This window comes from Haloferax sp. Atlit-4N (assembly GCF_003383025.1).
In the GTDB taxonomy this organism is placed as follows: Archaea; Halobacteriota; Halobacteria; order Halobacteriales; family Haloferacaceae; genus Haloferax; species Haloferax gibbonsii.
Window position 1 is genome coordinate 224,668 of sequence record NZ_PSYY01000002.1, and the last position, 25,040, is coordinate 249,707.

General features: G+C 68.9%; 24 protein-coding genes. 8 read left to right on the forward strand and 16 right to left on the reverse strand.

Annotated elements, in window-relative coordinates; all coding sequences use genetic code 11:
• Positions 1-33: 33 nt before the first annotated feature.
• The 12 genes from C5C07_RS10305 to C5C07_RS10360 all read right to left on the reverse strand — a co-directional run bounded on the left by C5C07_RS10305 (position 34) and on the right by C5C07_RS10360 (position 11,109).
• Positions 34-693, reverse strand: a complete 660-nt coding sequence (locus C5C07_RS10305; protein ID WP_004974704.1) for a hypothetical protein — start codon at positions 691-693, stop codon at positions 34-36.
• Positions 690-1,403, reverse strand: coding sequence for a hypothetical protein (locus C5C07_RS10310; RefSeq protein ID WP_004974705.1), 714 nt, complete (start codon positions 1,401-1,403; stop codon positions 690-692). Before C5C07_RS10310 ends, C5C07_RS10305 begins: the two co-directional genes overlap by 4 nt.
• Before the next feature lie 56 nt (positions 1,404-1,459).
• Positions 1,460-1,804 carry a hypothetical protein gene (locus C5C07_RS10315; RefSeq protein ID WP_004974708.1) on the reverse strand — a complete coding sequence of 115 codons (345 nt, stop codon included), beginning with the start codon at positions 1,802-1,804 and terminating at the stop codon, positions 1,460-1,462.
• Positions 1,805-1,891: 87 nt separating this feature from the next.
• Positions 1,892-2,140 carry a DUF5816 domain-containing protein gene (locus tag C5C07_RS10320; RefSeq protein WP_004974710.1) on the reverse strand — a complete coding sequence of 83 codons (249 nt, stop codon included), beginning with the start codon at positions 2,138-2,140 and terminating at the stop codon, positions 1,892-1,894.
• A 39-nt stretch (positions 2,141-2,179) separates the two neighbouring features.
• Positions 2,180-2,545 (reverse strand): iron-sulfur cluster assembly accessory protein, encoded by a 366-nt coding sequence (locus C5C07_RS10325; protein ID WP_004062279.1) that lies wholly within the window; start codon positions 2,543-2,545, stop codon positions 2,180-2,182.
• Between the two features lie 120 nt (positions 2,546-2,665).
• Positions 2,666-3,946 carry a histidinol dehydrogenase gene (hisD, locus tag C5C07_RS10330; RefSeq protein ID WP_369333276.1) on the reverse strand — a complete coding sequence of 427 codons (1,281 nt, stop codon included), beginning with the start codon at positions 3,944-3,946 and terminating at the stop codon, positions 2,666-2,668.
• A gap of 88 nt (positions 3,947-4,034) precedes the next feature.
• Positions 4,035-4,640: a hypothetical protein gene (locus C5C07_RS10335; protein WP_115805025.1), complete on the reverse strand. Its 606-nt coding sequence runs from the start codon at positions 4,638-4,640 to the stop codon at positions 4,035-4,037.
• A gap of 72 nt (positions 4,641-4,712) precedes the next feature.
• The gene (locus C5C07_RS10340; protein ID WP_115805026.1) at positions 4,713-4,979 is read right to left on the reverse strand and encodes a hypothetical protein; all 267 of its coding nucleotides are present in this window, start codon (positions 4,977-4,979) and stop codon (positions 4,713-4,715) included.
• A gap of 127 nt (positions 4,980-5,106) precedes the next feature.
• Positions 5,107-6,243 carry an alanine--glyoxylate aminotransferase family protein gene (locus C5C07_RS10345; protein ID WP_004974718.1) on the reverse strand — a complete coding sequence of 379 codons (1,137 nt, stop codon included), beginning with the start codon at positions 6,241-6,243 and terminating at the stop codon, positions 5,107-5,109.
• Between the two features lie 171 nt (positions 6,244-6,414).
• Positions 6,415-9,558, reverse strand: coding sequence for an FAD-binding and (Fe-S)-binding domain-containing protein (locus tag C5C07_RS10350; RefSeq protein ID WP_115805027.1), 3,144 nt, complete (start codon positions 9,556-9,558; stop codon positions 6,415-6,417).
• Between the two features lie 132 nt (positions 9,559-9,690).
• The gene (locus C5C07_RS10355) at positions 9,691-10,503 is read right to left on the reverse strand and encodes a hypothetical protein (RefSeq protein WP_050459735.1); all 813 of its coding nucleotides are present in this window, start codon (positions 10,501-10,503) and stop codon (positions 9,691-9,693) included.
• Positions 10,504-10,533: 30 nt separating this feature from the next.
• Positions 10,534-11,109 (reverse strand): flavodoxin domain-containing protein, encoded by a 576-nt coding sequence (locus tag C5C07_RS10360; RefSeq protein WP_004974726.1) that lies wholly within the window; start codon positions 11,107-11,109, stop codon positions 10,534-10,536.
• A gap of 180 nt (positions 11,110-11,289) precedes the next feature.
• Here C5C07_RS10360 and thiE point away from each other — a divergent pair, with 180 nt between their 5' ends.
• The 4 genes from thiE (at position 11,290) to C5C07_RS10380 (ending at position 14,552) form a co-directional block, all read left to right on the forward strand.
• Positions 11,290-11,922 carry a thiamine phosphate synthase gene (gene thiE, locus C5C07_RS10365; protein ID WP_199522744.1) on the forward strand — a complete coding sequence of 211 codons (633 nt, stop codon included), beginning with the start codon at positions 11,290-11,292 and terminating at the stop codon, positions 11,920-11,922.
• A complete protein-coding gene (thiM, locus tag C5C07_RS10370) occupies positions 11,919-12,815 on the forward strand; it encodes a hydroxyethylthiazole kinase (protein WP_004974729.1) in 897 nt (298 codons plus the stop codon). The genes thiE and thiM overlap by 4 nt, the downstream gene beginning before the upstream one ends.
• A complete protein-coding gene (gene thiD, locus C5C07_RS10375) occupies positions 12,816-13,679 on the forward strand; it encodes a bifunctional hydroxymethylpyrimidine kinase/phosphomethylpyrimidine kinase (RefSeq protein ID WP_115805029.1) in 864 nt (287 codons plus the stop codon).
• Between the two features lie 75 nt (positions 13,680-13,754).
• Entirely contained in the window at positions 13,755-14,552 is a 798-nt protein-coding gene (locus tag C5C07_RS10380) for an HpcH/HpaI aldolase/citrate lyase family protein (protein ID WP_004974733.1), read from the forward strand.
• Between the two features lie 9 nt (positions 14,553-14,561).
• Here C5C07_RS10380 and C5C07_RS10385 read toward each other — a convergent pair whose 3' ends face one another.
• The 3 genes from C5C07_RS10385 to C5C07_RS10395 all read right to left on the reverse strand — a co-directional run bounded on the left by C5C07_RS10385 (position 14,562) and on the right by C5C07_RS10395 (position 17,682).
• Positions 14,562-15,308, reverse strand: a complete 747-nt coding sequence (locus tag C5C07_RS10385) for a class I SAM-dependent methyltransferase (RefSeq protein WP_004974735.1) — start codon at positions 15,306-15,308, stop codon at positions 14,562-14,564.
• Positions 15,309-15,339: 31 nt separating this feature from the next.
• Complete coding sequence (locus C5C07_RS10390; RefSeq protein WP_115805030.1) at positions 15,340-16,224, reverse strand: aldo/keto reductase; 885 nt, start codon at positions 16,222-16,224, stop codon at positions 15,340-15,342.
• A gap of 66 nt (positions 16,225-16,290) precedes the next feature.
• A complete protein-coding gene (locus C5C07_RS10395; RefSeq protein WP_115805031.1) occupies positions 16,291-17,682 on the reverse strand; it encodes an FAD-binding oxidoreductase in 1,392 nt (463 codons plus the stop codon).
• A 563-nt stretch (positions 17,683-18,245) separates the two neighbouring features.
• On the opposite strand from C5C07_RS10395, the gene C5C07_RS10400 reads away from it, so the two are divergent.
• The 3 genes from C5C07_RS10400 to C5C07_RS10410 all read left to right on the forward strand — a co-directional run bounded on the left by C5C07_RS10400 (position 18,246) and on the right by C5C07_RS10410 (position 21,518).
• Positions 18,246-19,151, forward strand: coding sequence for a winged helix-turn-helix domain-containing protein (locus C5C07_RS10400; RefSeq protein WP_115805032.1), 906 nt, complete (start codon positions 18,246-18,248; stop codon positions 19,149-19,151).
• Between the two features lie 111 nt (positions 19,152-19,262).
• Positions 19,263-20,252, forward strand: coding sequence for a VOC family protein (locus C5C07_RS10405; RefSeq protein ID WP_004974739.1), 990 nt, complete (start codon positions 19,263-19,265; stop codon positions 20,250-20,252).
• A 153-nt stretch (positions 20,253-20,405) separates the two neighbouring features.
• Positions 20,406-21,518 (forward strand): alanine--glyoxylate aminotransferase family protein, encoded by a 1,113-nt coding sequence (locus tag C5C07_RS10410; protein WP_004974740.1) that lies wholly within the window; start codon positions 20,406-20,408, stop codon positions 21,516-21,518.
• Positions 21,519-21,651: 133 nt separating this feature from the next.
• Here the strand turns inward: C5C07_RS10410 and C5C07_RS10420 are convergent, their stop codons facing one another.
• Positions 21,652-23,538 carry a PAS domain-containing sensor histidine kinase gene (locus C5C07_RS10420; RefSeq protein WP_115805033.1) on the reverse strand — a complete coding sequence of 629 codons (1,887 nt, stop codon included), beginning with the start codon at positions 23,536-23,538 and terminating at the stop codon, positions 21,652-21,654.
• Positions 23,539-23,662: 124 nt separating this feature from the next.
• Here C5C07_RS10420 and C5C07_RS10425 point away from each other — a divergent pair, with 124 nt between their 5' ends.
• Positions 23,663-25,021 (forward strand): NRAMP family divalent metal transporter, encoded by a 1,359-nt coding sequence (locus C5C07_RS10425; RefSeq protein ID WP_050459725.1) that lies wholly within the window; start codon positions 23,663-23,665, stop codon positions 25,019-25,021.
• Positions 25,022-25,040 lie beyond the last annotated feature (19 nt).

Below are 25,040 nucleotides of genomic sequence, written 5' to 3' on the forward strand. Positions count from 1 at the left end.
GGGCTCGGGCGGACCGGCGGCCGCCTCAACGTGTCAACGAGATGTTGATTCGAGCCGTTTCTGCAACGCGCCGACGACGTCGGAGAGGTGTGCGGTCCCCCAGATGGCGACGATGACCCCACCGACGGCGTCGAACACGAGGTCGAGGAGCGTGTCGTCGAGGCCGTACTGCGTCAGCACCGACGCGGTGCCGGCGAGCGAGGCAACCCCCGAGATGGCGAACTCGATGACTTCCCAGAAGACCCCGAACGCGAGCACGAAAAGCAGGATGAAGACGAACATGAACCGCGGCGGCAGGTAGATGTCCGCCGTGTGCTCGTCGACCGCGCGGACGGTCGCGTAGCCGGCGGCCGCCACGACCGACGACGACAGCGCGTGCGTGAGGTGGTCCCACCACCAGACGCCCGCGTAGAAACTGGTCTCCGAACCGGGGAAACCGACCGTACCCAGCGCGTGGAGGAACGCCGCCGTCGATATCCAGAGCGTCAGTCCGGCGTCCATCGGGATGCGGTAGTCGCGTTCGAGTAGCGCCGGGAGGTAGGTCACGCCGAGGCCGACGAGCGCGTTGACGACGATGCCGAGGTTCCCGCGGTCGAGGCCGATGAAGACGAGACCGACGAGGACGACCTGCATCGCCCGCGAGAGCTGGCGCTGGCGTCGCGCGTCGATGTGGAGGTGCGAGCGAATCTTCACGACGACTCACCGCCCTCTCTCGTGGCGTCGTCGTCAGTTCCCGCTGGACTCACGTCCTCGGCGACGTCCGCCACCTCCTCGGGGAGCCGCTCGCGCGAGCCGGCCCGGCGGCGGAAGTAGTACTCGAACAGCAACCCGGCCCCGAGTCCGGCGACGGTGGCGGCGACGAAGTCCCACATCAGCCCCGCCTCGACGACGTGTTCGGGTCGGCCGTTCAACAGCAGGCGCGTCCCGAGATAGAGGTCCGAGAGCCACTGGACGACCGCCCAGACGCCGGCGGCGGCCATCGTGGCGATGACGACGAAGAAGACGGCGAACGAGTGGTTCATCCGGACCGGCGTGAACACGTCGAGTTCGACGGCGACGATGAGCGCGATGGCGGCCACCGCGAGGTACGTCGAGACGCGTCCGGTGAACGTCACGCCGCCGATGGTCTGGCCCCGAACGAGGACGCGAGCGACGAGCGGGAGCGACGCGAGCGCGACGACCTCCCACGGCAGCATCGCTCTCGGTTCGCGGAAGGCGACCGCCGGAACGACGGTGACCGCGGCGACGACGGCCGCGAACCCGCCCCAGACGAGGTCGCCGCCGGTGACGACGCTCCCGACGGCGACGGCGACGAGGAACCCCACGAACAGCCACGCGAGTACCGCGTTGAGCCGTCTACTCCGGACGAATTGCGCCAGCTCCGTCTGTGCGGCCTGCGACATGCTCGTCCGTTAGCGACGGGCTGAGAAAACGTTTGGGCGAAGACGCCCCGTTTCGATTACGTGTTCGTTCCGTGAACGACCTCGTAGTCGTTCCCACCACCGTTCGACACGCCGATGATTGCCCACTCGTATGGAAGGTCGATACCGCGAAGCCGCTCTCGAAGCGCGCTGATGTGGTCGTCCCACGTCACGAAGCAGCGGAACCGATACGGTGTCTCGGTTCCGCCGTCTGCGAGCACCGGACGGCATTCGGTCGCTTCTCGCGAACTCAGTGCGGTCACGTGGACCGTACGCCACTTGCGTTCGGCCAGCATATCGGTTCCGTCGCCCGAGACGGAGTAGCCGAGCCGGCCGAATATCGACCGAGCCTCCTGGACGGGAGGCATCGAAGCCTGGGCCATGCACGTCTACGTACACCCGCACCCCTGATAAAGATTGCCACGGTATGACATACCAATAGTTGACGAACGGTCGCGCCGGGCGCTCGACTACTCGTGAGCGGCGTCCCACTCCTCGGGCTTTCTGACGTTTCCGCAGTTGTTGCACTCGATGCGGGCCATCGTGTCCATCGCGGTGTCGAACGAGTCGCAGTTACCGCAGAGGTACCCCCATCGGCTCTCGGCGTCCTCGGTCGAGTACACCACGTAGAACGGTCCCTTCGAGCCGCGCTCGGCCTCGTCAGTGGCGACGAAGACAGTCTTGCCGCTCGATACGGTCTGGGTCTGGAGTTCGGCCATGCCACCGATTCGCGCGGGGGTGGCTTAAGAAATTGGTCCCTACGTCCGGAACGACTCGCCGCAGCCGCAACTGCTCTCGGCGTTCGGGTTGTTGACGTGGAAGCCCGCACCCTGCAGGCCGCCCTCGAAGTCGAGGGTGGAGCCGCCGATGTAGTTCATGCTCGCGGGGTCGACGAACACACGGAGGCCGTGCTGTTCGACGACCGTGTCGTCGTCTTCCGGTTCGTTGTCGAAGCGCATCCCGTAGGACAGCCCGGCGCAACCGCCCTGCTGAACGAACAGCCGGAGGCCCGCCACGTCGGTGTCCATCGACTCTCCTTCGAGGAGGGAGACGGCTTCGTCCGCGGCCGCGGGCGTGACCGTGACCGCCACATCGCCGCCGCCACTCGCGGATTCCGTGCTCATACGCCCCACTATACTGTGGGAACGGTTAACTGTGGCGCAGGCGGAACCCGGTGCCGGCTCGGTAGGATGTGGCTACCGGCCGCAAGTCAGAGGAAAACGAGTCGAACGAGCCGCGTTCGCCTACTCTTCGAACCGCTCGCGGACGCTCTGAGCGTGGGCGTCGAGTCCTTCGGCCTCGGCGAGCGTCGTAATCGTCTCCGAGAGCTCCGACAGTCCCTCGCGGTCGAGGCGCTGGACCGTCGTCGAGCGGACGAAGTGGTCCACGGAGAGCCCGCCCTGTCGCTTCGCGCCGCCGCCCGTCGGGAGGACGTGGTTCGTCCCGGAGGCGTAGTCGCCGGCCGCGACGGGCGTGTACGGGCCGAGGAAGACGCTCCCCGCGGAGTCGATGCGGTCCAACAGCGCCTCGTCGTCGTCGGCCTGAATCGTCAGGTGCTCGGCGGCGTACTCCTCGGCGAACAGCACCGCCTCGGACATCGACCGCGCGAGGAGGACGCCCGACGCGTCGCCTTCGAGCGCCGCCTCGATGGTCTCGGTCCGCTCGCGCTCGCCCGCCTGTCGTTCGACCTCCGCGACGACTTCCTCGGCGAGGTCGGCGTCGTCCGTGACGGCGACGACCGACGCGTTCGGGTCGTGTTCGGCCTGCGCGACGAGGTCGGCGGCGACGAACCGCGCCTCGGCGGTCTCGTCGGCGACGACGAGCACCTCGGAGGGGCCGGCGAGGAAGTCGATGTCCACGTCGCCGCGGACCTCGGCCTTCGCCGCCGTGACCCACTTGTTGCCCGGCCCGACGACCTTCTGGACGGCCTTCACCGTCTCCGTGCCGTAGGCGAGCGCGGCGATGCCCTGCGCGCCGCCGACCGAGTACACCGCGTCCGCGCCCGCGACGTGCATCGCGGCGAGCGTGACGGGGTTCATCTGGTCCGCGGGCGGCGTGGTGACCGCGACGTGTTCGACCCCCGCGACCTTCGCGGGGATGACGCCCATCAGGACGCTCGACGGGTAGGCGGCGGTGCCGCCGGGTGCGTAGACGCCGACTCGGTCCAGCGGGCGGTAGCGACGCCCGAGCTCGCGGCTGCCGGCGTCGCCGAACTCCTCGCGCCAGTCCGCGGGGACCTGTTTTTCGTGGAACTCGCGGACGTTCGCCGCGGCGGCCTCGATGGCCTCGCGCACGTCGTCGTCGATTTCGTCGTAGGCGCGCTCGGCGGCGTCGGTCACGTCGATGTTACCGACCTGAACGCCGTCGAACTCGCTTGAGAACTCACGGACCGCCGCGTCGCCCTCGCGGCGGACGCGCTCGACGATGTCGCGCACGTCGGAGCGAACCTCGCCGACGCCGGCGTCCCGCTCGAAGAAGGCGCGGCGGGCGTCGGTGCCGAGGTCGGCCAGTTCGCGAACCTCGATGTTCATACCCCGGCTTTGCGGCCGGCGCGAAAAGTCGTTGCGGAAGCGGTGGGCGGCGCTCGCGTCCCGCGCCGCGGCCTCGCGCGACCTACGCCACGTCGCGCTGTTCCGTGTACGTCAGCGTCCGGTCGTCGGTCTCGATGGTCGTCTGGACCGTAATCCAGCCGTCGGCCTGTCGGACCGCGAACGCCTCGGAGTACGAGAGTTTGACGCGCTTCGTCGTCGTGTAGGACTCGCCGGCCGCGAGGTCGCCGACCGCTTGGGACCCGCGCCAGACCTCGTCGTCCGGGTCGGTGCTGTTGCCGACGAAGATGCGGCTGTAGACAGTGACGCCGGAACTGTCGGCGTCCTGTTGGTTGGTTATCGTGCTCGTCACGTCGCGGCACGTCTGGCCGCACTTCTCGATGTTGTCGACGACGACGCCGAACGGCGGCACCGATTCGCTCTCGGACGCGTCGCCGTCTCCGTCGCCGCTACTGCTGTCTCCGCTCTCGCTGTCACTACTTCCGCTGTCGCTGCTACCGCTGTCGCCGCTGTCGCCGTCGTCGGGCGGCGCGGTCGTCTGCGTGGGGAACGGTTCGTCTGAGTCGCCGGCGTCGTCGGAGAACGGTCCGATTCCGGTCACGAACGCGGCCGAGACGCCGGCCGTGAGGAGGACCAGAACTGTCGCGGCGACGAGGAGTGTTCGTCTCATAACTGAATTGAAACTTCGTCTTGGACGGCTGTCGTTCAGCTCAGTTGCCGGCTACCTTCGGGTCGCACTTAGTTACGCACCCGAAAAGTCGGTGGCGAGGTCGCTTAGCGAGTCCCCAAGCGACCCGTCGAGGGCCTCGTTCAGGAAGTCGCTAACGAGGTCGTGGATGTCCGAGACGAACTCCGGGACCGGGCCGGGGAGTTCGCCGGGCGGCCCCTGCTGGCCGGCCTCGGGGCCCGATTGCTGTGCGTTCTCGCTCGGTGCGGCGGCGGCGACGCCCGCGGTCGCGACGAGAGCCGCGAGCGCGACGCCGACGAGGGTGAGTCTGCGTCGGTTCATGGTGAATCGCTTCGGTCGCCACTCGCGGAGCGACGCTCATGAATACGGGACACCGTGGCGGGCGTTTTGCGCCGGTTTCGCCGAGTTTCGCCGCGGTTCGCGTCGAATTGCCGCCGGTTCGGGGGCGCTACTGACCCAACTGCTCGCGCATGGCGGCGAACCCGGCTTCGGGGTCCACGTCCGCGCCCTGCGCCTCCAGCGCCTCGCCGAGGGCGGTCAGGAGGAACGAGACGTTCTCCGGCCGCGCCGAGTGGCCCATACAGCCGACGCGGAAGATGTCGCCCGCGAGCGCGCCGAGGCCGCCGGCGATTTCGAGGTCGTAGTGGTCGAGCACGTAATCGATGGCCGCGCCCGCGTCGACGCCGTCGGGGACGAGCACCGCGTTGAGGCTGGGGAGCCAGTACTCGTCTTCGGGGTTGAGTCCGAGGCCCATCGCCTCGACGCCGGCTTTCAGCGCGCCCGCGACCCGGCGGTGGCGCGCCCACCGCTCCTCGATGCCCTCCTCGGCGACCAGTCGGAGCGCCTCGCGGATGGCGTAGACGTTGGTGATTGGCGCGGTGTGGTGGTACGATCGGTCGTCGCCCCAGTAGCCCTCAAGCAGCGACAGGTCGAGGTACCACGAACGAGGCGGCTCCTCCCGCGAGAGCACCTTGTCCATCGCGCGGTCGTTGAGCGTCAGCGGGCTCGCGCCCGGCGGGCACGACAGGCACTTCTGCGGCCCGGAGTAGGCCACGTCGATGCCCCAGTCGTCGACTTCGAGTTCGACCCCGCCCAGCGAGGTGACGGTGTCGGCGACGACGAGCGCGTCGTGGTCGTGGGCGATGCTCGTCAGTTCGGGGACGCCCGGCTGTTTCACGCCCGTCGAGGTCTCGGCGTGGACGAACCCGAACACGTCCGGCTGGTGCTCGTCGAAGGCGTCCTGCACGTCAGCGGGGTCGAGCGGCTCGCCCCACGGCGCGTCCACGTGGACGACCTCGCCGCCGGCGCGCTCGGCCATCGACTCCATGCGCCCGCCGAAGTAGCCGTTCGTCGGGACGAGCATCGTGTCACCCGGTTCGACGAGGTTGCCGATGGCGGCCTCCATCGACGCCGACCCGGTCCCCGAGACCGGAATCGTCCACTTGTTGTCGGTGCGGAACGTGTAACGCATGAGCTCCTGCACCTCGTTCATGATGTCGATAAACGACGGGTCGAGGTGACCGACGAGCGGCGTGGACATCGCGCGGAGCACGCGCGGGTGGACGTCGCTCGGGCCGGGGCCCATCAGCGTGCGATTCGGCGGGGTGAGTTCGCCGACATCGGGTGCATCGGACATGGTCTGACTGCACGTGCCACGCAAACGGGCAAAAGGGATGTGATTGCGGAACGCTGTGAAAAGGACTCGGCGGGCGACCCCGACCCGTTGGAGGCCAGCCGAGTGCTTCGAGTAGCCCGCTCAGCCCGACAGCGCCTGCGCGACCTTCTCTATCGGGTGCGGCGGTCGCCGCGCCGCGTCGTCCCTGTCTTCCAGTTGCGTCCGGCACGACGCGCCGGGAGCGACCACTTCGTCGCCCCGGCTCTCGTCGACCTGTTCGAACAGGATGTCTCCCATGGCCTTCGAGAGGTCGTAGTGTTCGGCCTCGTAGCCGAAGCTCCCAGCCATGCCGCAACAGCTCGAATCGAGCGGGTCGACCTCGTAGCCGACCCGCCGGAGGACGCCCACCGCGTGGTGGTCCTTGTTCAGCGCCTTCTGGTTGCAGTGGCCGTGGTAGGTGAGGGAGCCGAGCGCGCCGCCGTCGGCGACCGCGGAGGCGACGGGCCCGGCCGCGCCGTCACCGTCGGGCGAGCGCCCGCGAATCGGGAGAGTCTCGTCCAGTCGGTGGGTGTCGAGGAACTCCATGACGCCGTAGGCGGCCGCGGCGACCGGCGCGACCGCGTCGTCCGGCAGGAGGTCGGCGTACTCGTCTTGGAACATCACCGCGTCCGAGGGCTCGACGAAGACGACCGACCAGCCGTCTTCGACCGACGGGCGGAGCGTCTCGACGTTGTGTCCCGCGCGCCGCCGCGCGAGGTCGAGGAAGCCGCCGGAGTAGGCGGCGCGACCGCTCGGCTCGACGCCCTCCGCGAGTCGGACGTGGACGCCGGCGGCCTCCAGCACCCGCACCGCCGCCTTCCCGATTTCGGGCGTGACGTAGTTCGTGTAGGTGTCGGGAAACAGGAGGACGCGGTGGTCGGCCTCCGCCGCCGGCACGCGGGGTCGTCGCGCGTCCATCCACGATTCGAGCGTGTCGCGGGTGAACGAGGGGAGCGACCGGTCCGGGGCGATGCCCGCGAGTCGCTCCATCGCGGCCCGCGCACCCGGAATCTCGGCCGCCCAGTTCGAGACGGGCGCGAGGGCGCTTCCGACGCCCGCCAGCCGGTCGATGTTGGCGAACAGGCGCTCGCGGAGCGACGCGCCCGCCTCGGCGTGGTAGGCGTGTTTCACCTCGGCTTTGAGCTTCGCCAAATCGACGCCGGTCGGGCAGTCGTTCTGACAGCCCTTACAGCCGACGCAGAGCCCGAGGACCTCCTCTTGGAACCGGTCTGAGTGAATCTCGTCCTCCGGGAGGTCGCCGCTGATGGCTGCGCGGAGCATGTTGGCCCGCCCGCGGGTCGTCTCGGCCTCGTCCTTCGAGGCGCGGTAGGTCGGACACATCGTCTCCGACCCGGTCTGCCGACAGGTGCCGCAGCCGTTGCAGAGTTCGACGAGGTGCGAAAAGCCGCTCTCGTCCGAGAAGTCCAGCGTCGTCGCGGGCTCGATGGACTGGTAGGCCGCGCCGTACCGGAGGTTCTCGCGCATGTCCGCGCCGACGCCGCGGTCGCCGTCCGGCCCCGGGTCGGAGGGGCCGTCCCGGTAGACGACGTTCCCGGGGTTCATGCGCCAGTCGGGGTCGAACGCCGTTTTCAGCTCCTTGAACGCGCCCCAGAGTTCGGGGCCGTACATCTTGGGATTCCACTCGGTTCGGGCCATCCCGTCGCCGTGCTCGCCCGAGAACGCCCCGCGATGATCCAACACGAGGTCGGTCACGTCGTCGGTGATGGCGCGCATCGTCTCGATGCCCGCGCCGTCCTTCAGGTTCAGAATCGGGCGGATGTGGAGCGTCCCCGCGCCGGCGTGGGCGAAGTACGCGGCCGAGGTGCCGTGTTCTTCCAGCACCGCCTCGAACGACTGGACGTACTCCGCCAACTCCTCGGGGGGGACGCTCGCGTCCTCGATGAACGGGTAGGGCTTCGGGTCGCCCGGCAGCGACATGAGGAGCGGAATCGCCGCCTTGCGGAGCTTCCAGAGGTCCGCCTGCGCCGCGGGCGTGTACGCCTCGATGGCCTCGAACGCGCCGCCGTCGGCGTCGCCACCGGCGTCGCCGTCTCGCAGGAAGTGCTCGTTCGCCTCGCGAATCACCGCCTCGAAGTCGTCGTGCAGTTCGGAGTCGAACTCCAGCATCAGGGTCGCGGCCGTCCCGTCGGGAATTTCCTCGACGTACTGGGCGTACTCGCTGGACTCGGCGGCCATCCGCAGCACCTCGTCGTCCATGAGTTCGACCGCGCTGGCGTCGAAGTCGAGCGCGTCGGGGACCGCCGCCATCGCCTCCACGAGGTCGTCGTAGGCGTAGAGGACGAGCGCCGTCTCCTCGGGGACCGTCACGAGAGACACGGTGGCCTCGACGACGACGCCGAGGGTGCCCTCCGCGCCGACGAACAGTTTGGAGAGGTTGATAACCGTCTCGCCGCCGTCGGTCTCGGAGACGACCTTGTGGAGGTTGTAGCCCGACACCGACCGCTTGAGGCTCGGATACCGCCGCTCGATTTCGTCTTCGTGTTCCTCGACGAGGCCGAGGACGGTCCGGTAGAGGTGGGCCTCGCGGTCGTCCTTCCCGACGATGCGGTCCCACTCGTCGCTCCCGACGACCACGTCGCGGGTGTGGACGACCGACCCGTCGGCGAGGACGACCCGCAGCTCTTCGGTGTAGGCGTCGGTGATGCCGTAGCGGACCGAGTGCGCGCCCGTGGAGTTGTTGCCGATGCCGCCGCCGACGGTCGCCCGGTTCGAGGAGGCGGGGTCCGGCGCGAACTTCAGTCCGTGGTCGGCGAGGCGGTCGTCGAGGTCGTCCTGCACCACGCCGGGTTGGACCCGCGCCCGCCGCGCGTCGGGGTCCACGCAGACGATTTCGTCCATGTACTTCGAGCAGTCGATGACGACGCAACCGGGGCCGACGGTCTGTCCCGCCAGCGACGACCCCGCCCCGCGCGGGAGGACGGGAACGTCGTGCTCGGCCGCCGTCCGCACCGCGGCGCGCACGTCGTCCTCGTCGCGGGGGACGACCACGCCCGCCGGGCGCGCCCGGTAAATCGAGCCGTCGGTCGCGTACAGCACCTGCGCGTACTCGTCGAAGCGCACCTCGCCGGAGACGACTTCCCGGAGGTCGGCGGCGAGGTCGGCGTGCTCGGCTACGTCGACCACGTCGTAGTCGCGCGACTCCTGAAACCGCCGGAAGTCGCCTCGTTCTTCGCCGTCCGTCTCCGCCGCGATTCGGGTCGCCCGCGAAGGGCCGTCGCCAGACATTATCACGTATAATCGTGCAGGATAGCAAAAACCTGTGTGTGACTCGCCATGTTTGCCAGAAGCGGTAGTCGTTCGCGGCGGACCGGCTTCGTCGCGCGCGGGCCGAGTGTGCCGAGTTGGGTGAGAACCCGTCTACTGCGGCGGGTTCCGGGGGTAGTTCCCGACGCCGGTCCGCAGTTCGCCGTCGGCGACAACCCAGCCCTGGCGGTCCGCCGGGAGGTCGTAGGCGGCGACGTGGTCGACGTACTCGTTGTAGTTCCAGCCGCCGACCCACCACGAGTTCGCGCCGCGGAGTTCGACGCTCACCGAGACGTTCGTCGTCTCGGGGCCGTCGTACCGCACGAACAGCACCGACTCGTAGTCGTAACACCGGGTGTCGTCGCTGTTGCTCGGCCAGTCACACGGGACGAGCCGGGCGTTCTCTCGCGGTTCGAACAGGGGTTCCGTCCCCTCGGGCGCGAGCGTGTCGATGGACTGGTTCACCCGCACGTCGGCGAACAGGTCTATCGCGTCGTGTTCGACGCGGAGCGTGTCGGAGTCGTTCTGACTGTACTCGCTCGCGGGAATCGGCTCCCAGCGGACCAGTCGGTCGTTCTCGACGACCGCCCGGTAGTAGGTCGGGTCGGCGGGAATCTCGTCGGCCCGGAGGCGGAGCATCGGGCCGTACTCCGTTTCGACCACGTCGTACGCCCAGCCCGTCGGAAGCAGGTACTCGCGGGACTCGACGGCGTCGCCGACCGCCGAGGAGCCGTCGCTGACGGGTAACGGCACGAGGACCGTCACGTTCGAAATCGGTTCGTCGGCCGAGACGCGGACGCTGTAGTCGTACTGGCTCCCGTAGGAGTCGAGAAACGAGAGCCGGCCGAACGCCCAGAGGCCGCCGGCCGCGACCGCGACCACGACGAGCGCGGCGACGACGACGATGCCGAGTGTGCGGACGTTCATCGAAATCACCGAGCGGGCTAGTCCGCCCGCTCAGACCGCCGCACCTCCCGCGGCGGTGCCCGCGGTCGACTCCACGAACTCGGCGAAGTCGGCGGCGAACGACTCGACTTCGTCCCAGTCGGTGTACTCGTAGTCGCGGGAGGCGTCCGTGTCGCCGGTCGCGTCCTTGGCGATGCGCTTCATCATCATCCGGGTGAGAAAGCCGTACTCCGAGTACCGAAGCGCCCCGCCGAACGCGGCCATCCGCTCCGGATGCCAGCCGCTCTCTTCGACGAACTCGTCGAGGTACGTCGCGACCTCGGCGCGGGCGTCCTCGTCGTCGAGCGCCGACGACAGCGACACCTGGAAGAAGCCGTTGGGCCGCGCCTCGATGTCGTCGCGGTGCTCGCGGACGAACTCGTAGACCGGCTTCGAGTGCGCGCCAAGATGAATCGACGACCCGACGAGCACCGCGTCGGCGTCGGCGAGCGCCTCGCCAACGTCCGAATCGGCGACCGAGGCGGTCCTCGCGTCGTGCCCGTGCGCCGCCAGCGCCTCGGCGATGCGCCCGGCTATCTTCTCGGTCTGTCCCTCTTTGCTCCCGTACGCGACGAGTATCGTCCCCATACAGCTCACCGCGTACCTGTTGGTTCGCTCACAGCATAACCCCACACACAGCCTCTCACCCCCCGAGAACCGACCGCGTCCCGATTCGACGCGAAGCCGGCCGAGTCGACTCCGACCCGCGAGGAGGAACTATTTTGCCCGTCGCCACATCACCTCAGAATACAACTCATGAATATCTCGATGGGAACCTATCTGGTCACGCAGTTGGACCGCTCCGGCGGGCGGTCGACGCCGGACGTGGTGCAGGCCGCGGTCGACGGCGGCGTCGACGTCGTTCAACTCCGCGAGAAGCACGCGAGCGCCCGCGACCGCTACGAGGTCGGCCGCGAGGTTCGCGCCGTGACGGCCGACGCGGGCGTCACCCTCGTCGTCAACGACCGGGTGGACATCGCGGCCGCCATTGGCGCCGACGGGGTCCACCTCGGCGACGACGACGTGCCCGTCTCGGTCGCGCGCGAACAGCTCGGCGACGACGCCATCGTCGGCCGGTCGGTCTCGACCGTCGCGGGCGCGAGAGCCGCCGAGGAGGCCGGCGCGGACTACCTCGGCGTCGGCGCGGTGTTCGCCACGGACACGAAGGACACGGACCCCGAGCAGTCCGAAATCGGGACCGAGCGGGTGTCGGCCATCGCGGACGCCGTCTCGATTCCGTTCGTCGGCATCGGCGGCGTCACGCCCGGCAACGCCGCCGACGTGGTCGCCGCCGGGGCCGACGGCGTCGCGGTCGTCTCGGCCATCACCGCCGCTGACGACCCCGCCGACGCGACCCGCCACCTCGCCGACTCGGTCGCCGCCGGGAGGGACCGCCGATGAGCGGACGAGACGACGCTGACGGCGCGGGTGGACAGGGCGGTTCGGACGGCGCGACCGGTCCGGGCGGCGTGCCTGACGTGGCGCTGGACGAGGTGCTGGCCGCCGTCGCGGGCGAACAGCCGCTCATCAACTCGGTCACGAACGACGTGACGGTCAACGACGTGGCGAACATCACGCTCTACTGGGGCGGCCTGCCGGTCATGTCCGACGACGAGCGCGAAGTCGGCGACATGGTCGGCATCGCCGACGGCTGTCTGCTCAACATGGGGACCGTGAGCGAGTCCGGCGAGGAGACGATGCTGACTGCCGGTCGCGCCGCGAACGAGGCCGGCGTCCCCCTCGTCGTCGACCCCGTCGGCGTCGGTGCGACCCCGACGCGCGACCGGGTCGCGGACCAACTCGTCACCGACCTCGACGTGGACGTGCTCAACGGCAACTACGGGGAAATCTCCGCGCTCGTCGGCGACGACGCCGAGGTCCGCGGGGTCGAGTCGGTCGGCGAATACGCCGAAATCGCCGCCGCGGCCGTCGAGTGCGCCCGGAAGACCGGCGCGGTCGTCGTCGCCTCCGGCGAGACCGACATCGTCGCCACCGAGGAGGCCGCCTTCGAGGTCGACGCCGGCCACTCGATGATGGGCGCTGTCGTCGGCACCGGCTGTATGCTCGGCGTGACGCTCGCCGTGTTCGGGGCCGCCATCGACGACCCGCTTTCGGCGGCGCTCGCCGGGACCGCGGCCTACGGGCTCGCGGGCGAACTCGCCGCAGAGGGCGCGTTCGGCGACTACCGCGGCCCGGCGAGCTACAAAATCGCCTTCCTCGACGCGGTCGCCGGACTCGCGGACGCCTCGACGCCAGACATCGCCGACCGAATCGACCGCATCGAGGTCCGATAGATGCCGGGGACCGCCCCCGACCCGCGGACGCCGCCGTACGTCCTCACCGTCGCCTCCAGCGACTCCGGCGGCGGCGCGGGCATCCAAGCGGACCTGAAGACGATGACTCGGCTCGGCGTCTACGGCGGGTCGGTCATCGTGGCCGCGACGGCCCAGAACACCCGCGGCGTCGAGGGCTCGCACGTCCTCCCGGCCGAGTCGATTCGCGCCCAGTACGAGGCCGTCGCCGACGACTTCGACGTCGCCGCCGTCAAACTCGGGATGCTGGCGACCGCCGAGGCCGTCGAGACGGTCGCCGACTGCCTCGCCGACTACGACGGCCCGGTCGTTCTCGACCCCGTGATGGTCGCCACCTCCGGCGACCGACTGCTGGACGAGGACGCCGTCGACGCCTACGACGCCCTGTTCGCGCGGGCGACGCTCGCGACCCCGAACGCCGACGAGGCCGAGGCGCTGACGGGCGTGTTCCCCGACTCGCCGGCAGCCGTCTCCGAGGCAGCCGACTGGTTCTTCGACCGGGGTGTCGACGCCGTGCTCCTGAAGGGCGGCCACGTCGCCACCGACGACGACACCGTGGTTGACACGCTCGTCACGCCGACGGAGACGACGACGTTCGTCAATCCGCGCATCGACGCGACGGCGACTCACGGGTCTGGCTGTACGCTTTCGAGCGCCGTCGCCGCCCGACTCGCCCGCGGCGACGACCTCGCCGACGCCGTCCGAAACGGCATCGAGTTCACGCGCGCGACCCTCGCCGAACCGGCCGGCGTGGGCGAGGGCGCGGGGAGCGTGAACCACCTCGTCGGCGTCGGCGACGGCTGGACCCCCGACGCGGACGCGGACGCGCCCGACGGCGACGACTGACCGCCGGGCGCGCCGGCACTCGTCCGAGGCGCTCGCGGCACGCGCCTTTTTCCAGACACGTGTCGTATCACGGACATGGCAGAGAAAGCAGCCGCGAACGCGCTCCGCGCCCGAATCGAGAGTGGCGGCGTCGCGCTCGGCGTCCTCGACAACACCTACAGCCCGACGCTCGTGGAGTTCTACGGCGAACTCGGCGTCGACTTCGTGTGGCTCGACCTCGAACACGGCGGACCGAGTTCGCTCGACTCGGGCGCGATGGAGAACCTCCTCCGCGCGGCGGAACGAACCGGCATCGAGCCGTTAGTCCGACTCCCGACGACGGACCCGGAGTTCGTCCGGAAAGCCCTCGACCTCGGCGTCAGGAACGTCTTCCTCCCGCGCGTGGAGTCGGCCGCGGAGGTCCGCGAGGCGGTTCGGTCAGCCCGATTCACCTACGGCGACGGCCCCGGCGACCGCGGCCTCGCGTCGCCGCGCGCCCGCCGGTGGGGGCTCGCCGACGACTACGTCGCGAGCGAGGACCGCGAGACCCTCGTCGGCGTGACCATCGAGACCGCCGAGTCGCTTTCGGACCTCGACGCGATTCTCGACGTGCCCGAACTGGGCTTCGTCTTCATCGGCCCGTTCGACCTCTCGGTGGCGCTCGGCCACCCCGGCGAGATAGACCACCCGGACGTGCAGGAGGCCGTCGAGCGAGTCCGCTCGGCCGCGGTCGAGGCCGGCGTCCCCGTCGGCGGGCTCGGCTTCGGCATGGACGACGTGAACGAGAAGGCGGAAAACGGCTATCAGCTCATCAACCTCGGCAGCACCACCGGCGCGCTCAAGGGCGTCGTCGACGGCTGGTTCGACGCCGCGACGTTCGACCGCGAAGCGTAGCGCCCGCGCCTACTCTGTCGCGTCCGACCCCGAGTCGGACAGCCGCATCGCCACGCTGTACATCTCGCCCGCGGACTCCGATTCGACCGCGGCGGCGACGCGGTCGGCTTCGGCGGCGAGCCACTTCCCCATCTCGCCGGGGACTTCAGCCGCCAGCGACGTCGCCACCGACGCGTGCGCCTCGACGTGGCTCGCGGACCACGGAACCGGGTCCAGCAGGGTCAGTTCGCGGTCGAAGCGCCAGCCGTGCCCCGAGAACAGCGCCCTGAGCGCGTCGGCCGGGTAGAACGTCAGCGCGGGCCGCCCGCGGGCCAACTGGCTCGCCGCGTTTTCGAGCGCGAACAGCTCCCGAACCGCGGCGTCGTCGGGGAGCGGTTCGTAGTCGTCGACGACGAGGTGACAGCCGGGCGCGGCGACCCGCGTTAGCTCGCTCGCGACGGCGGCGAGCGACTCGGGACCGACGAGGTTGAACAGCCCGTGGGCGGTGACGATATCGACCGCGTCGTCGGCGAGGGGGAGGCTCCGAACGTCGGCCTCCAGCACCGCGGTTCTCGCTCGGTCCGTCGGCGACGGGGCCACGCGGTCGCGGACGAGTTCCGCGTGCTCCGGGTCGTTCGTGACGGCGTAGACGCGCTCCGCGCCCGCGTCGAGGAGTCCGGCGGTGGTGTTGCCGGTCCCCGCGCCGGCCTCCAGACAGACCGCGCCGCGGACCGGACGGTCGTCGAGGGCGGCCGTGACGGTCGTGGGAACGTCCATCGCGGGAATCGAGGGTAGAGCCGTTCGCTCGCTAGTGGTGCAGTTGCTCCGGAACCGGGCTCTCGTCGTGCCGGAGGCGCTCGATGAGAGACCGCTGTGCCGTCTCGTCCATGCCGTTGTACCGCGTCGCGGCGTCGAGGACCATCGCCACGAGCTTCGGGTCGCCCGGCGTGACGACGCTCGTGAGGCCCTGGGCGGCCGCGAAGTCGAACCGCTCCGCGATTTCGCCCGGGGTGTCGACCGGCTCGTACCAGTTGGGGAACGGTCGGTCGGCCTCGGGCAGTTCGTCGGTGTCGGGCCACGGCCCGCGGGCGAACGGCTTGATTCCGAGGGTGCCGATTCCGGCCTCCTCGGCCGCCTCGAAGACGCCCGCGTAGTCGTGTTCGTCGTCGCCTTTGCCGACGACGACGGGGTTCAGCGGGAACATCAGCGTTTCGAGGTCGTCGATGCGGTCGATGGCGTCGCGGATGAGTCCCGGGTTCCCGTGACTCGTCAGGCCGATGTGGCCGATTTTCCCCTCGTCTTTCGCCTCGCGGAAGGCCGCGAGCGCGCCGTCGTCCGCCGTGATTTCGTCCAGTTCGGACTCGTATTCGAGGCCGTGGACCTGATAGAGGTCGATGTAGTCGACGCCGAGGCGGTCGAACGAGCGGTCGAGCTTCCGCTTTGCGCCCTCGTAGCCCCGCTCTTGGGTCTTGCAGCCGAGGAAGATGTCCTCGCGGTGCTGGCGGAGCTTCGGGCCCAGTTTGAGTTCCGCGTCGCCGTAGGTCGGAGCCACGTCGAAGTGGTTGACGCCCTTCGAGAGGACGTGTTCGACCATCTGGTTCGCGCCCTCCTGTTCGAGCCAGTTGAGCGCGATAGCGCCGAACGTCGCGATACTACTCTCGTGGCCGGTGTCGCCGAGTGCGCGGGTTTGCATACGTCGAACGTCACCGTCGACGGACAAAAACGTGCGTCTCCCCCGGGCCGTTTTCCGTGACGCGGGTCACGGGGAGGCCGACGGCGCGACGTTCTGATTCAGCCGGAACAGGTTCGCCGGGTCGTACTCGTCTTTCAGGTCGACGAGGCGCTCGTAGGCGGGACCGAACGTGGTCTGCATCGTCTCGTCTCCGCCTTCGAGGAACCCGGGGAAGTTCAGGTAGACGGTGCCGTCGGAGAACCGCCGCATATCGTCGATGCAGTCGCGGACCCACGCGACGTTCTCCTCGTCGGCGGTGGCGTCTTCCCAGTTACCCTCTACGCCGAGGAGATACGGCGCGCGCCGACCGGCGAAGGAGCTCTCGTCCGCGCCGACGTCGGCTATCGCGCCGCCGAGGTGCCAGATATCGACGGTCGAAAGCGGCGACGGCGCGGCGGCCGTCCAGTGGTCGAGCCGTTCGAGAACGTCGTCGGAGAGGCCGTCGAGGTAGAGCGACTTCCAGTAGTAGCGCATGCCGTCGGGGTAATCCTCGTCGAGGAGGCGCTGGAGTTCGACGTAGGGCATCACGCCGCTGAAGTCGGCGATTGGGTCGGCGAACTCGCGCAGGGGTGCGAGCGCCGCGGTCCCCTCCTCGGGCGGCCCGGCGTAGCAGCCGAGGATACCGAGTTTGGGAACCGACGCCGCGTCGCCGAACAGTTCCTCGTCGGGAAGCACGCCCGAGAAGGTGAGCGCGCTCACCTCGTCGGGGGCGGACCGCGCGTACTCGCGGAAGTCCCGAAGCCGGTCCGGGATGTCCGCCGCGGGATAGAACACCAGACACATCGCCACGTCCGGGCCGACGGGGTGGAGTTCGAACTCGAAGCCGGTGACGACGCCGAAGTTGCCGCCGCCGCCGCGGAGTCCCCAAAAGAGGTCGGCGTTCTCGTCTCGGCTCGCGGTCACCACCTCGCCGGCGGCGGTGACGAGTTCCACCGACCGGAGGTTGTCGCAACTGAGGCCGTGCTTCCGGCGGAGGTGTCCGAGGCCGCCGCCGAGCGTGAGTCCCGCGACGCCGGTGTCGGAGACGACGCCGCCCGGCGCGGCCAGCCCGAACAACTGCGTCTCGTGGTCGACGTCGGCCCACCGCGCGCCCCCTTCGACCCACGCGGTTCGCGCGTCGGGGTCGACCCGAACGCTCGTCATCTCCGAGAGGTCGATGACGATGCCGTCGTCGCAGACGGCCGTCCCCGCGACGTTGTGGCCGCCGCCGCGCACCGCGACGACGAGGTCGTTCTCGCGCGCGTAGTTCACCGACCGAACCACGTCGGCGACGCCCGCACAGCGGACGATGAGCGACGGTCGCCTGTCTATCATCCCGTTCCACACCGCGCGAGCCTCGTCGTACTCGGCGTCCTCCGGTCGGAGGACGGGCCCGCGAAGGTCCGCGTCGAAGGGGTCGCGTTGCTGGTCGTTAGCCATACTGTGCTATTTGTTCGCACGACCGTTAGCCTCAACTCCTGAGCGGTGTGTTCCGGCGTGAGTCGGGTTTCACCCCGTGAGACGGTCGGGTCAAACTGCTCTTGGTCTCTACGGAAGCTATTTTCCAATCCCAGAGTGGTTGTACAGTATGAATGGTCTCGCATTCTTCAGGGATTCGGTGGTCTCAGTCTCTTTCTCGGCTGTATCTCGGTCTGGTACGCATTCCAGCGTCAGATGTGTTCCGGAGGTGGAGAATGCGCTCCGAATATCGTGTATCTCATTCCGGGGGTTCTTGCTGTTCTTCTTGGGGTCTGTTTAGCTGTATTTGTCCATCGACGTAGTCCGGCGAAGAATGCGATTCAAGTCTGATAGACACACCCTCTGTCTGTGTCACGCGGTCCCTATCAGGCGACGAGGACTGCAAAGTCCTTCAACCGAGACGATGTGCCGAGTCGGTGGAACCCAACCGACGGGGAGATAGGTGTCGAAGGAGCGCGCCGATGACTACCGAGCGCCGAGGGATGGAGTTACTACTCGCGCCGACCAATAAGCTAGTGATTCACATGCACAGTTCTGACGGCGGTTCCGGCGGTGGCAACGGTTCGCCGCAGGAGGCGTCGGTTCTGGACGCGGTTCTCGAAAACGCGCGGAATCGCCGGTATCTCGGCCAGCGATTGTCGACCGCGGGCGGGCGCGTCGAGACGGACGACCTCGTGGACATCGTCCGGCACGGTCCGCTACTGGAAGCGCTCCTCGACGAACCGCTCGACAGGCGAGGTATCGAAGAGCGCCTCGACGTCTCGAAGGCGACCAGCCACCGCTTTACGCGCTGGCTGGACGAACGGGGGCTGGGCGAGCGAATCGACCACCGATTCCGGTTGACCGGCCTCGGAGAAGTCGTCGCCGAGGAGGTCCTCCGATTCGAGGCGAACGTCCGAACCGCCCGGCGGTTGACGCCGCTCCTCGACGCCATCTGCGACGACCACGACGAGTTCGTCGTCGAGCCGTTCGCGGACGCGACGGTGACCGTCGCGGCACCCGAAGACCCGTATCGGCCGGTCGAGCGGTTCGTCGAACTCGTCCGCGGGTCGGAGACGTTCCGCGGGTTCAACACGACGCACATGGCGCCGCTCGTCCTCGGCGAGTTCCATCGGCACATCTTCGACGAGACGGAGACGGAGATTATCTACCGCCCCGAAATCGTGGCGCGGCTGTTCGAGACGTACCCGGAACGAGCCCAGAACGCCGTCGAGCGCGGCCACCTGCGGCTTCGAACCCGCGGCGACTTCCCCTACGGACTCGCCATCTACGACGACCGGGTCGGCATCGGCGGCTACGACGGGACGACCGGACTCATGGAGGTCTTCGTCGACACCGACGCGCCAATCGCGCGACAGTGGGCCGAGCGCGTCTACGCGTCGGTCAGGGCGGATTCCGAGTCGCTCGATGCGGAGATGTCGGAGGTATAACGGGTACTCCGTCCGGTCGGTCGGGCTCGCGGTCGGCGCGATGACGCCGCCGCGACCCGGTAACACTCGCGTCAGCGGATACTCAAGTCCTTGCGGCCCGTAGGACCGCCCATGGCAGAACCCACGCCCACACCCGGCATTCACCACGTCACCTGCATCGCGGGCGACCCGCAGCAGAACCTCGACTTCTGGGTCGAGACGCTCGGGCTCCGCCTCGCCAAGCGCTCCATCAACCAGGACGACCCCAGCACGTACCACTTCTTCTTCACGGACGCGGAGGGGACCCCCGGCACGAGCATGACGTTCTTCCCGTGGGAGAACCTCTCGCGGGGGAAGGTCGGCACCGGGCAGGTCTCGCGGACCGCGTTCCGCGTGCCCGAGGGCAGTCTCGACTACTGGGAGGACCGATTCGACGAGTACGGCGTCGACTACGACGACAGAGTCGAGCGGTTCGGCGAGACGGTCCTCCCCTTCAGCGACCCCGACGGCCTCCCGGTCGAACTGGTCGAAGTCGAGATTCCCGACGACGACCCGACGGTCCCGTGGACCGAGTTCGTCCCCGAGGAGGCCGCGATTCGCGGCTTCCACTCCGTGACGCTCTGGCTGGGCGACCCCCAGCCCACCGAAGACCTGCTCGAAACGATGGGCTTCGAGCGCGTCGGGACCGAAGAAGCGCAGGGCGACACCCCCGGCGACGAGCGGACGCGGTTCGCCGCGACCGGGAGCGTCGGGAAGTACGTGGACGTGCTGCCGACCATCGAGAGCAGCCGACAGGGCCACGGCACGGTCCACCACGTCGCCTTCCAGACGCCGACCGACGAGGACCAAGAGGCGATGCGCAAGGCCGTCCAGTCGAAGGGCCTGCGCCCGACCGCACAGATCAACCGCCACTGGTTCCGGTCGGTCTACTTCCGCGAGTTCGGCGGCGTGCTGTTCGAACTCGCCACGAGCGGGCCGGGCTACACCGCCGACGAACCCCTCGACGACCTCGGCGGCCGCCTCGTCCTCCCCGGCGAGTTCGAAGGCCGGCGCGAGCAGATAGAGGCCGGACTGACCGACGTGACGGTCCCGCGGGCCGAGTCCGCCGAGGCCGACGACTGAGCCTCGGAACGACCTCGCCCCGGAGCCGTTTTCCACCCGTCGACGCCGTCCGTTTTGCCCCGTGTTAGCACCCCGTGAGCCACCGCGACGAGTGTCGCAATCACAAGTACCATCATCGCCCGCGACGCAGTGGTCCGTACTTAGGTGGATGACGTGACGGAAAAACGCGAATACACGGACGACTATCAGGACAAGACGCTGTACATCCCCGGTCCGACCGAGGTGCGCGAGGACGTCATCGAGGAGATGTGCCAGCCGATGTTCGGTCACCGGATGGACCGCATGACCGACCTCTATACGACCATCGTCGAGGACACGAAGGAGTTCCTCGGCACGGACAACGACCTGATGATTCTCACGGGGTCGGGCACCGAAATCTGGGAGTCGTCGACGCTCAACCTCGTCGACGAGAACATCCTCGTGCCGACCTGCGGAAGCTTCAGCGAGCGCCACGCGAACGTCGCGGAGCGCCTCGGCAAGAACGTCGACCGCATCGAGTACGAGTGGGGGCAGGCCATCAAGCCCGAGGACATCCGCGAGGCGCTGGAGTCCAGCGACGAGCACTACGACGTGGTCGCCACCGTGATGAACGAGAGTTCGACCGGCGTCCGCAACCCCATCGAGGAGATCGGCGACGTGGTCGCCGAGTACCCCGACACCTACTTCGTCGTCGACGCGGTGTCCGCCCTCGGCGGCGACTACGTCGACATCGACGAGCACAACATCGACGTCATCTTCGCCTCGTCGCAGAAGGCGTTCGCCATGCCGCCGGGACTGGCCATCTGCACCGTCAGCGACGCGGCCTACGAGCGCGAGCTGTCGAAGGACTCCGCGTCGTGGTACGGCGGCTTCCAGCGCGCCCTCGACTACTACGACCGCAAGGGTCAGACCCACTCCACCCCCGCGATTCCCATCATGCTCGCGTACCGCAAGCAGATGAAGTACATGCTCGAAGAGGGCCACGATGGCCGCGACCAGCGCCACCGCGAGATGGCCGAGTACACCCGCGACTGGGCCTACGAGCACTTCGACATGTTCCCCGAGGAGGGCTACGAGTCCCAGACCGTCGCCTGCATCGAGAACACGCAGGGAATCGACGTCGCCGCCACCATCGAGGAGGTCTCCGAGAAGTACGACATGGCCTTCTCGAACGGCTACGGCTCCGCGCTCGGCGAGAAGACGTTCCGCATCGGCCACATGGGCGAACACGACGTGGAGTCGATCAAGGCGCTGACCGACGCCATCGAAGACGTGGCCGGCCTGTAGGGTTCGTAGCGGACCCCGACGCAGGTGCCGCACCCGCAGTTCGACCTCACCCTCGTCGTCGCCGAGCGGTTCGGGGTGCCGGGGTCGAACCAAAAAGTCGTCTTCACCGAACGCGAGGGAGTCAGATGACGGGCTACGACCGCGGCGACGACCGGTCGGAGTCGGCCTGACCGGCGTCGGCCACCCGGAGTTCGACCGCGAAGACGGCCCCTCGCGGGTCGTTGTCCTCGACCCACACGTCGCCGCCGTACTTCTCGACCAGCGACCGCACGAGGTACAGTCCGAGGCCGGTCCCCCGGCTGTCCAGTCCCTTTTCGTCCTTCGCGAAGACGGTCTCTTTTCGCTCGTCGGGTATCCCCCGGCCGTCGTCGGCGACGCGGACGACGACGTGGTCGCCCCCTTCGGACTCCGAGACGGAGACCTCGATAGTCGGCTCGTCCCGGTCGGTGTGCTGGACGGCGTTCGTGAGGAGGTTCCGGAAGACGGACCCGAGCATGTCGTCGGCCAGCACCGCGACCGCCGGCACCTCGGTTTCGACCGTCACGCTCGCCTCCGGAGCCATCTCTCGGAGCGACGCGAGTTCGGCTTCGAGGACGGGCCGGAGCGAGACCGGTTCGTTTTCGACGCCCCGACTGCGCATCATCTCGGCCATGTCCCGCGCCGTCTTCGTCAGTTCGACCGCGTGGTTGGCGCGCTTCCGGACGATGTCGACGTACTCCATCGCCTCGTCGTCGTCGACGCGCTCCCCGAGCAGTTCCGCGTAGGCGGTCACCAGTTGGAGGTCGTTGCGAACGTCGTGGCGGACGACCTGATTCAGCACCGCGAGCTCGTCGCGCTGCGTTTCGAGAAGGCGGTTCTGCTCGCGGAGCTCCGCCTCGTACCGCTTCCGCTTCGTGGTGTCGCGGGCGACGCTCAAAACCGCCGTCTCCCCGTGATAGCTCACGAGGCTCGAACTGATTTCGACGGGTATCTCCCGGCCGTCTTTCGCCCGGTGGACCGTCTCGAACACCTGCGTGCCGTCCGACGGCATCTGGGAGATGAGCGCCGATGCCTCGTCGTCGCTGAGGCCGGCGTCGATGTCGTGGACCGTCATCGAGAGGAGTTCGTCCCGCGAGTAGCCGAGCAGCTCCACCGCGGTCTCGTTCACCGCGAGGATGTGGCTGTCGATGTCGATGACCCAGACCGTGTCGTTCATCCTGTCGATGAGCTCTTGGTACTCCTCGCGGGCGCGCTTCAGTTTCCGCTCTCGCTCCCGTCGGTCGGTGATGTCCCTCGATACGGCGATGACGCCGACGATTTCGCCAGCCACCTGAAACGGCGCGAAGCGGTAGCTCAGCGTCCGCGACTCGCCGTCCGGCGTGACGAGTTCGGTCTCGCCTTCGAGCGAGTCGACCTCCTCGTCCAAGAGCCGCTGGTACGGGTCGCCCGAACGTTCCTCGCGGACCGTCTCGACGAGCAGGCTCCGCTCGCCTTCGAGTTCGGCGGGCGTCATCCCGTAGAAGTCGGCCAGATAGGCGCTCGCGAGGAGGAATCGACCCTCGCGGTCGTACAGGCACGCGCCCTCCAGCATCTGTTCGAAGACGCGCTCGTAGACGAGCGAGGAGTCGACCGGCCGCCGGTCGGTCGCCGCGACCGCCCGCTCGACCCGGACGGCCAACTCCTCGTAGTCACCCGCCCCCCGAACACGGACGTAATCGGTGACGCCCGCGTCGAGCGCCTCCGTCGCGGTCAACTCGCACGTCTCGTCGGCGACGACGAGAAACGGGAGCTTCGGCTCTCGGCTGCGAACCGCCGCGAGGAACTCGAGCGCGTCTGTCCCCTCCCCGCCGACCGACGAGACGACGCAGTCGAAGCCGACGCCCGAGCCGGCGTCTCGCAGTCGCTCTCCCGCCGCGGCCGCGGTCCGAACCGTCTCGACTTCGAACCGCGTCTCTCGTCCCCGAACGCCCTCGGTGACCGCCGTGGCGACGTCCGGGTCGGCGACGACGAGAAGCGATACCGAACCGTCACCATCGCTCATCACCTAGGTCACTCTCGACCATCGGGTAAAAGGTCGTGTGGCGCTGCGCGTCGTTTCGAGGCGACCACTCGGTTGTAACACCCAGTAGCAACACTTTTGTGACGACCGCCGAGACCACGACGGCATGAACGAACCCAAACTCGACGTATCGGCGGTGATGAGCGGTGACTGGCGGGGATATCTCTCGGAGATGGGGCCGTCGTGGGTCGCGGGCGCGGTCGCGGCGGGGCCGGCGACGATGGCGACCGTGCTCACGGCCGGCGCGACGTTCGGCTACGCGATGCTGTGGGTCGTGGTGCTCTCGGCGGTCCTCGGCGCGTCGGCGCAGTACCTGTCGATGCGACTCGGCCTGCTCACGGAGGACGGTATCATCGCCGTGGTCGAACGCGAACTGGGCGACGGCTGGGCGTGGGTGCTCGTCGCCGACGGGGTGCTGGCCGCGGGGCTGGCCCAACTGGTCATCATGAAGGGCCTCGCGGACGTGAGCGCGACGATAACCGGCGTCGACGCCCGGGTCTGGGGCGTCGCGTGGGCGGTCGTCCTCGCCGCCGGACTCGCCGGGCGGGGCTACCGCTTCGTCGAACTTCTCGCCAAGGGGCTCGTCGCGGCCGTCGTCGTCGCGTTCCTCGCGTCGCTGTTTTTCGTCCCCGTCGACCCGGCGGCCGCGGCCGCCGGGCTCGTGCCACGCATTCCGGCGGGGGTCGACGGCGCGCTCGTCGCCGCCGGCATCCTCGGTGGCGCGGTCCACATCACGCTCATCACGATGCACTCGTACACGATGCGCGCCCGCGGCTGGACGACCCGCGACTACGGGCTGGCGACGTTCGACGTGGGCGCGTCGATGCTCGTCGCCTTCGGCATCTACAGCCTCGCCATCTTCGTCGTCGCGGCGGGCGTCCTCCACACCCCCGAGGTGGCCGCGAGCGACCTCTCGGCGGTGGCGGCCGCGCAGGCGCTCGGCCCGCTGGCGGGCGCGAACGCCAAGTGGCTGTTCCTCCTCGGCCTCTTGGGGGCGGCCGTCTCCACGCTCGGCGGCAACACCGTCGTCCCGCCGTACCTCGTCGCCGACAAACTGGGCTGGGGGACGGACCTCTCCGACGGTCGGTACCGCGCGCTCCTCGCGGGCGTGGCGCTGTTCTCCGGCGTCGGCGCGTTCCTCGGCGGCGCGTTCTTCCCGCTTCTCGTGTTGGTGCTGGCGTTCGGGCTCGTCGGCACGCCCTTCGCCATCGCCGTCGTGCTCGTCCTGCTCAACAGCGACGCGGTCGCGGAGCCGAACTCGACGCTCGCGAACCTCGGCGGCGTCGTGCTGCTGGCCATCACGACCGTCCTCGCCGCGAACTTCGTCCGCTCGCGGGCGCTGTCCGACCTCGGTGACCCGCTTTCGGTGTTCGTCGTCGCCTTCGCCGCGGCGATGGGTGCCGCGACGCTCGGACTCCTCGGCAAGTTCGTCCGCGAGACCGTCGGGCGACCGACCGCGGCCTGACCGGCAGGCGCTCACTCGC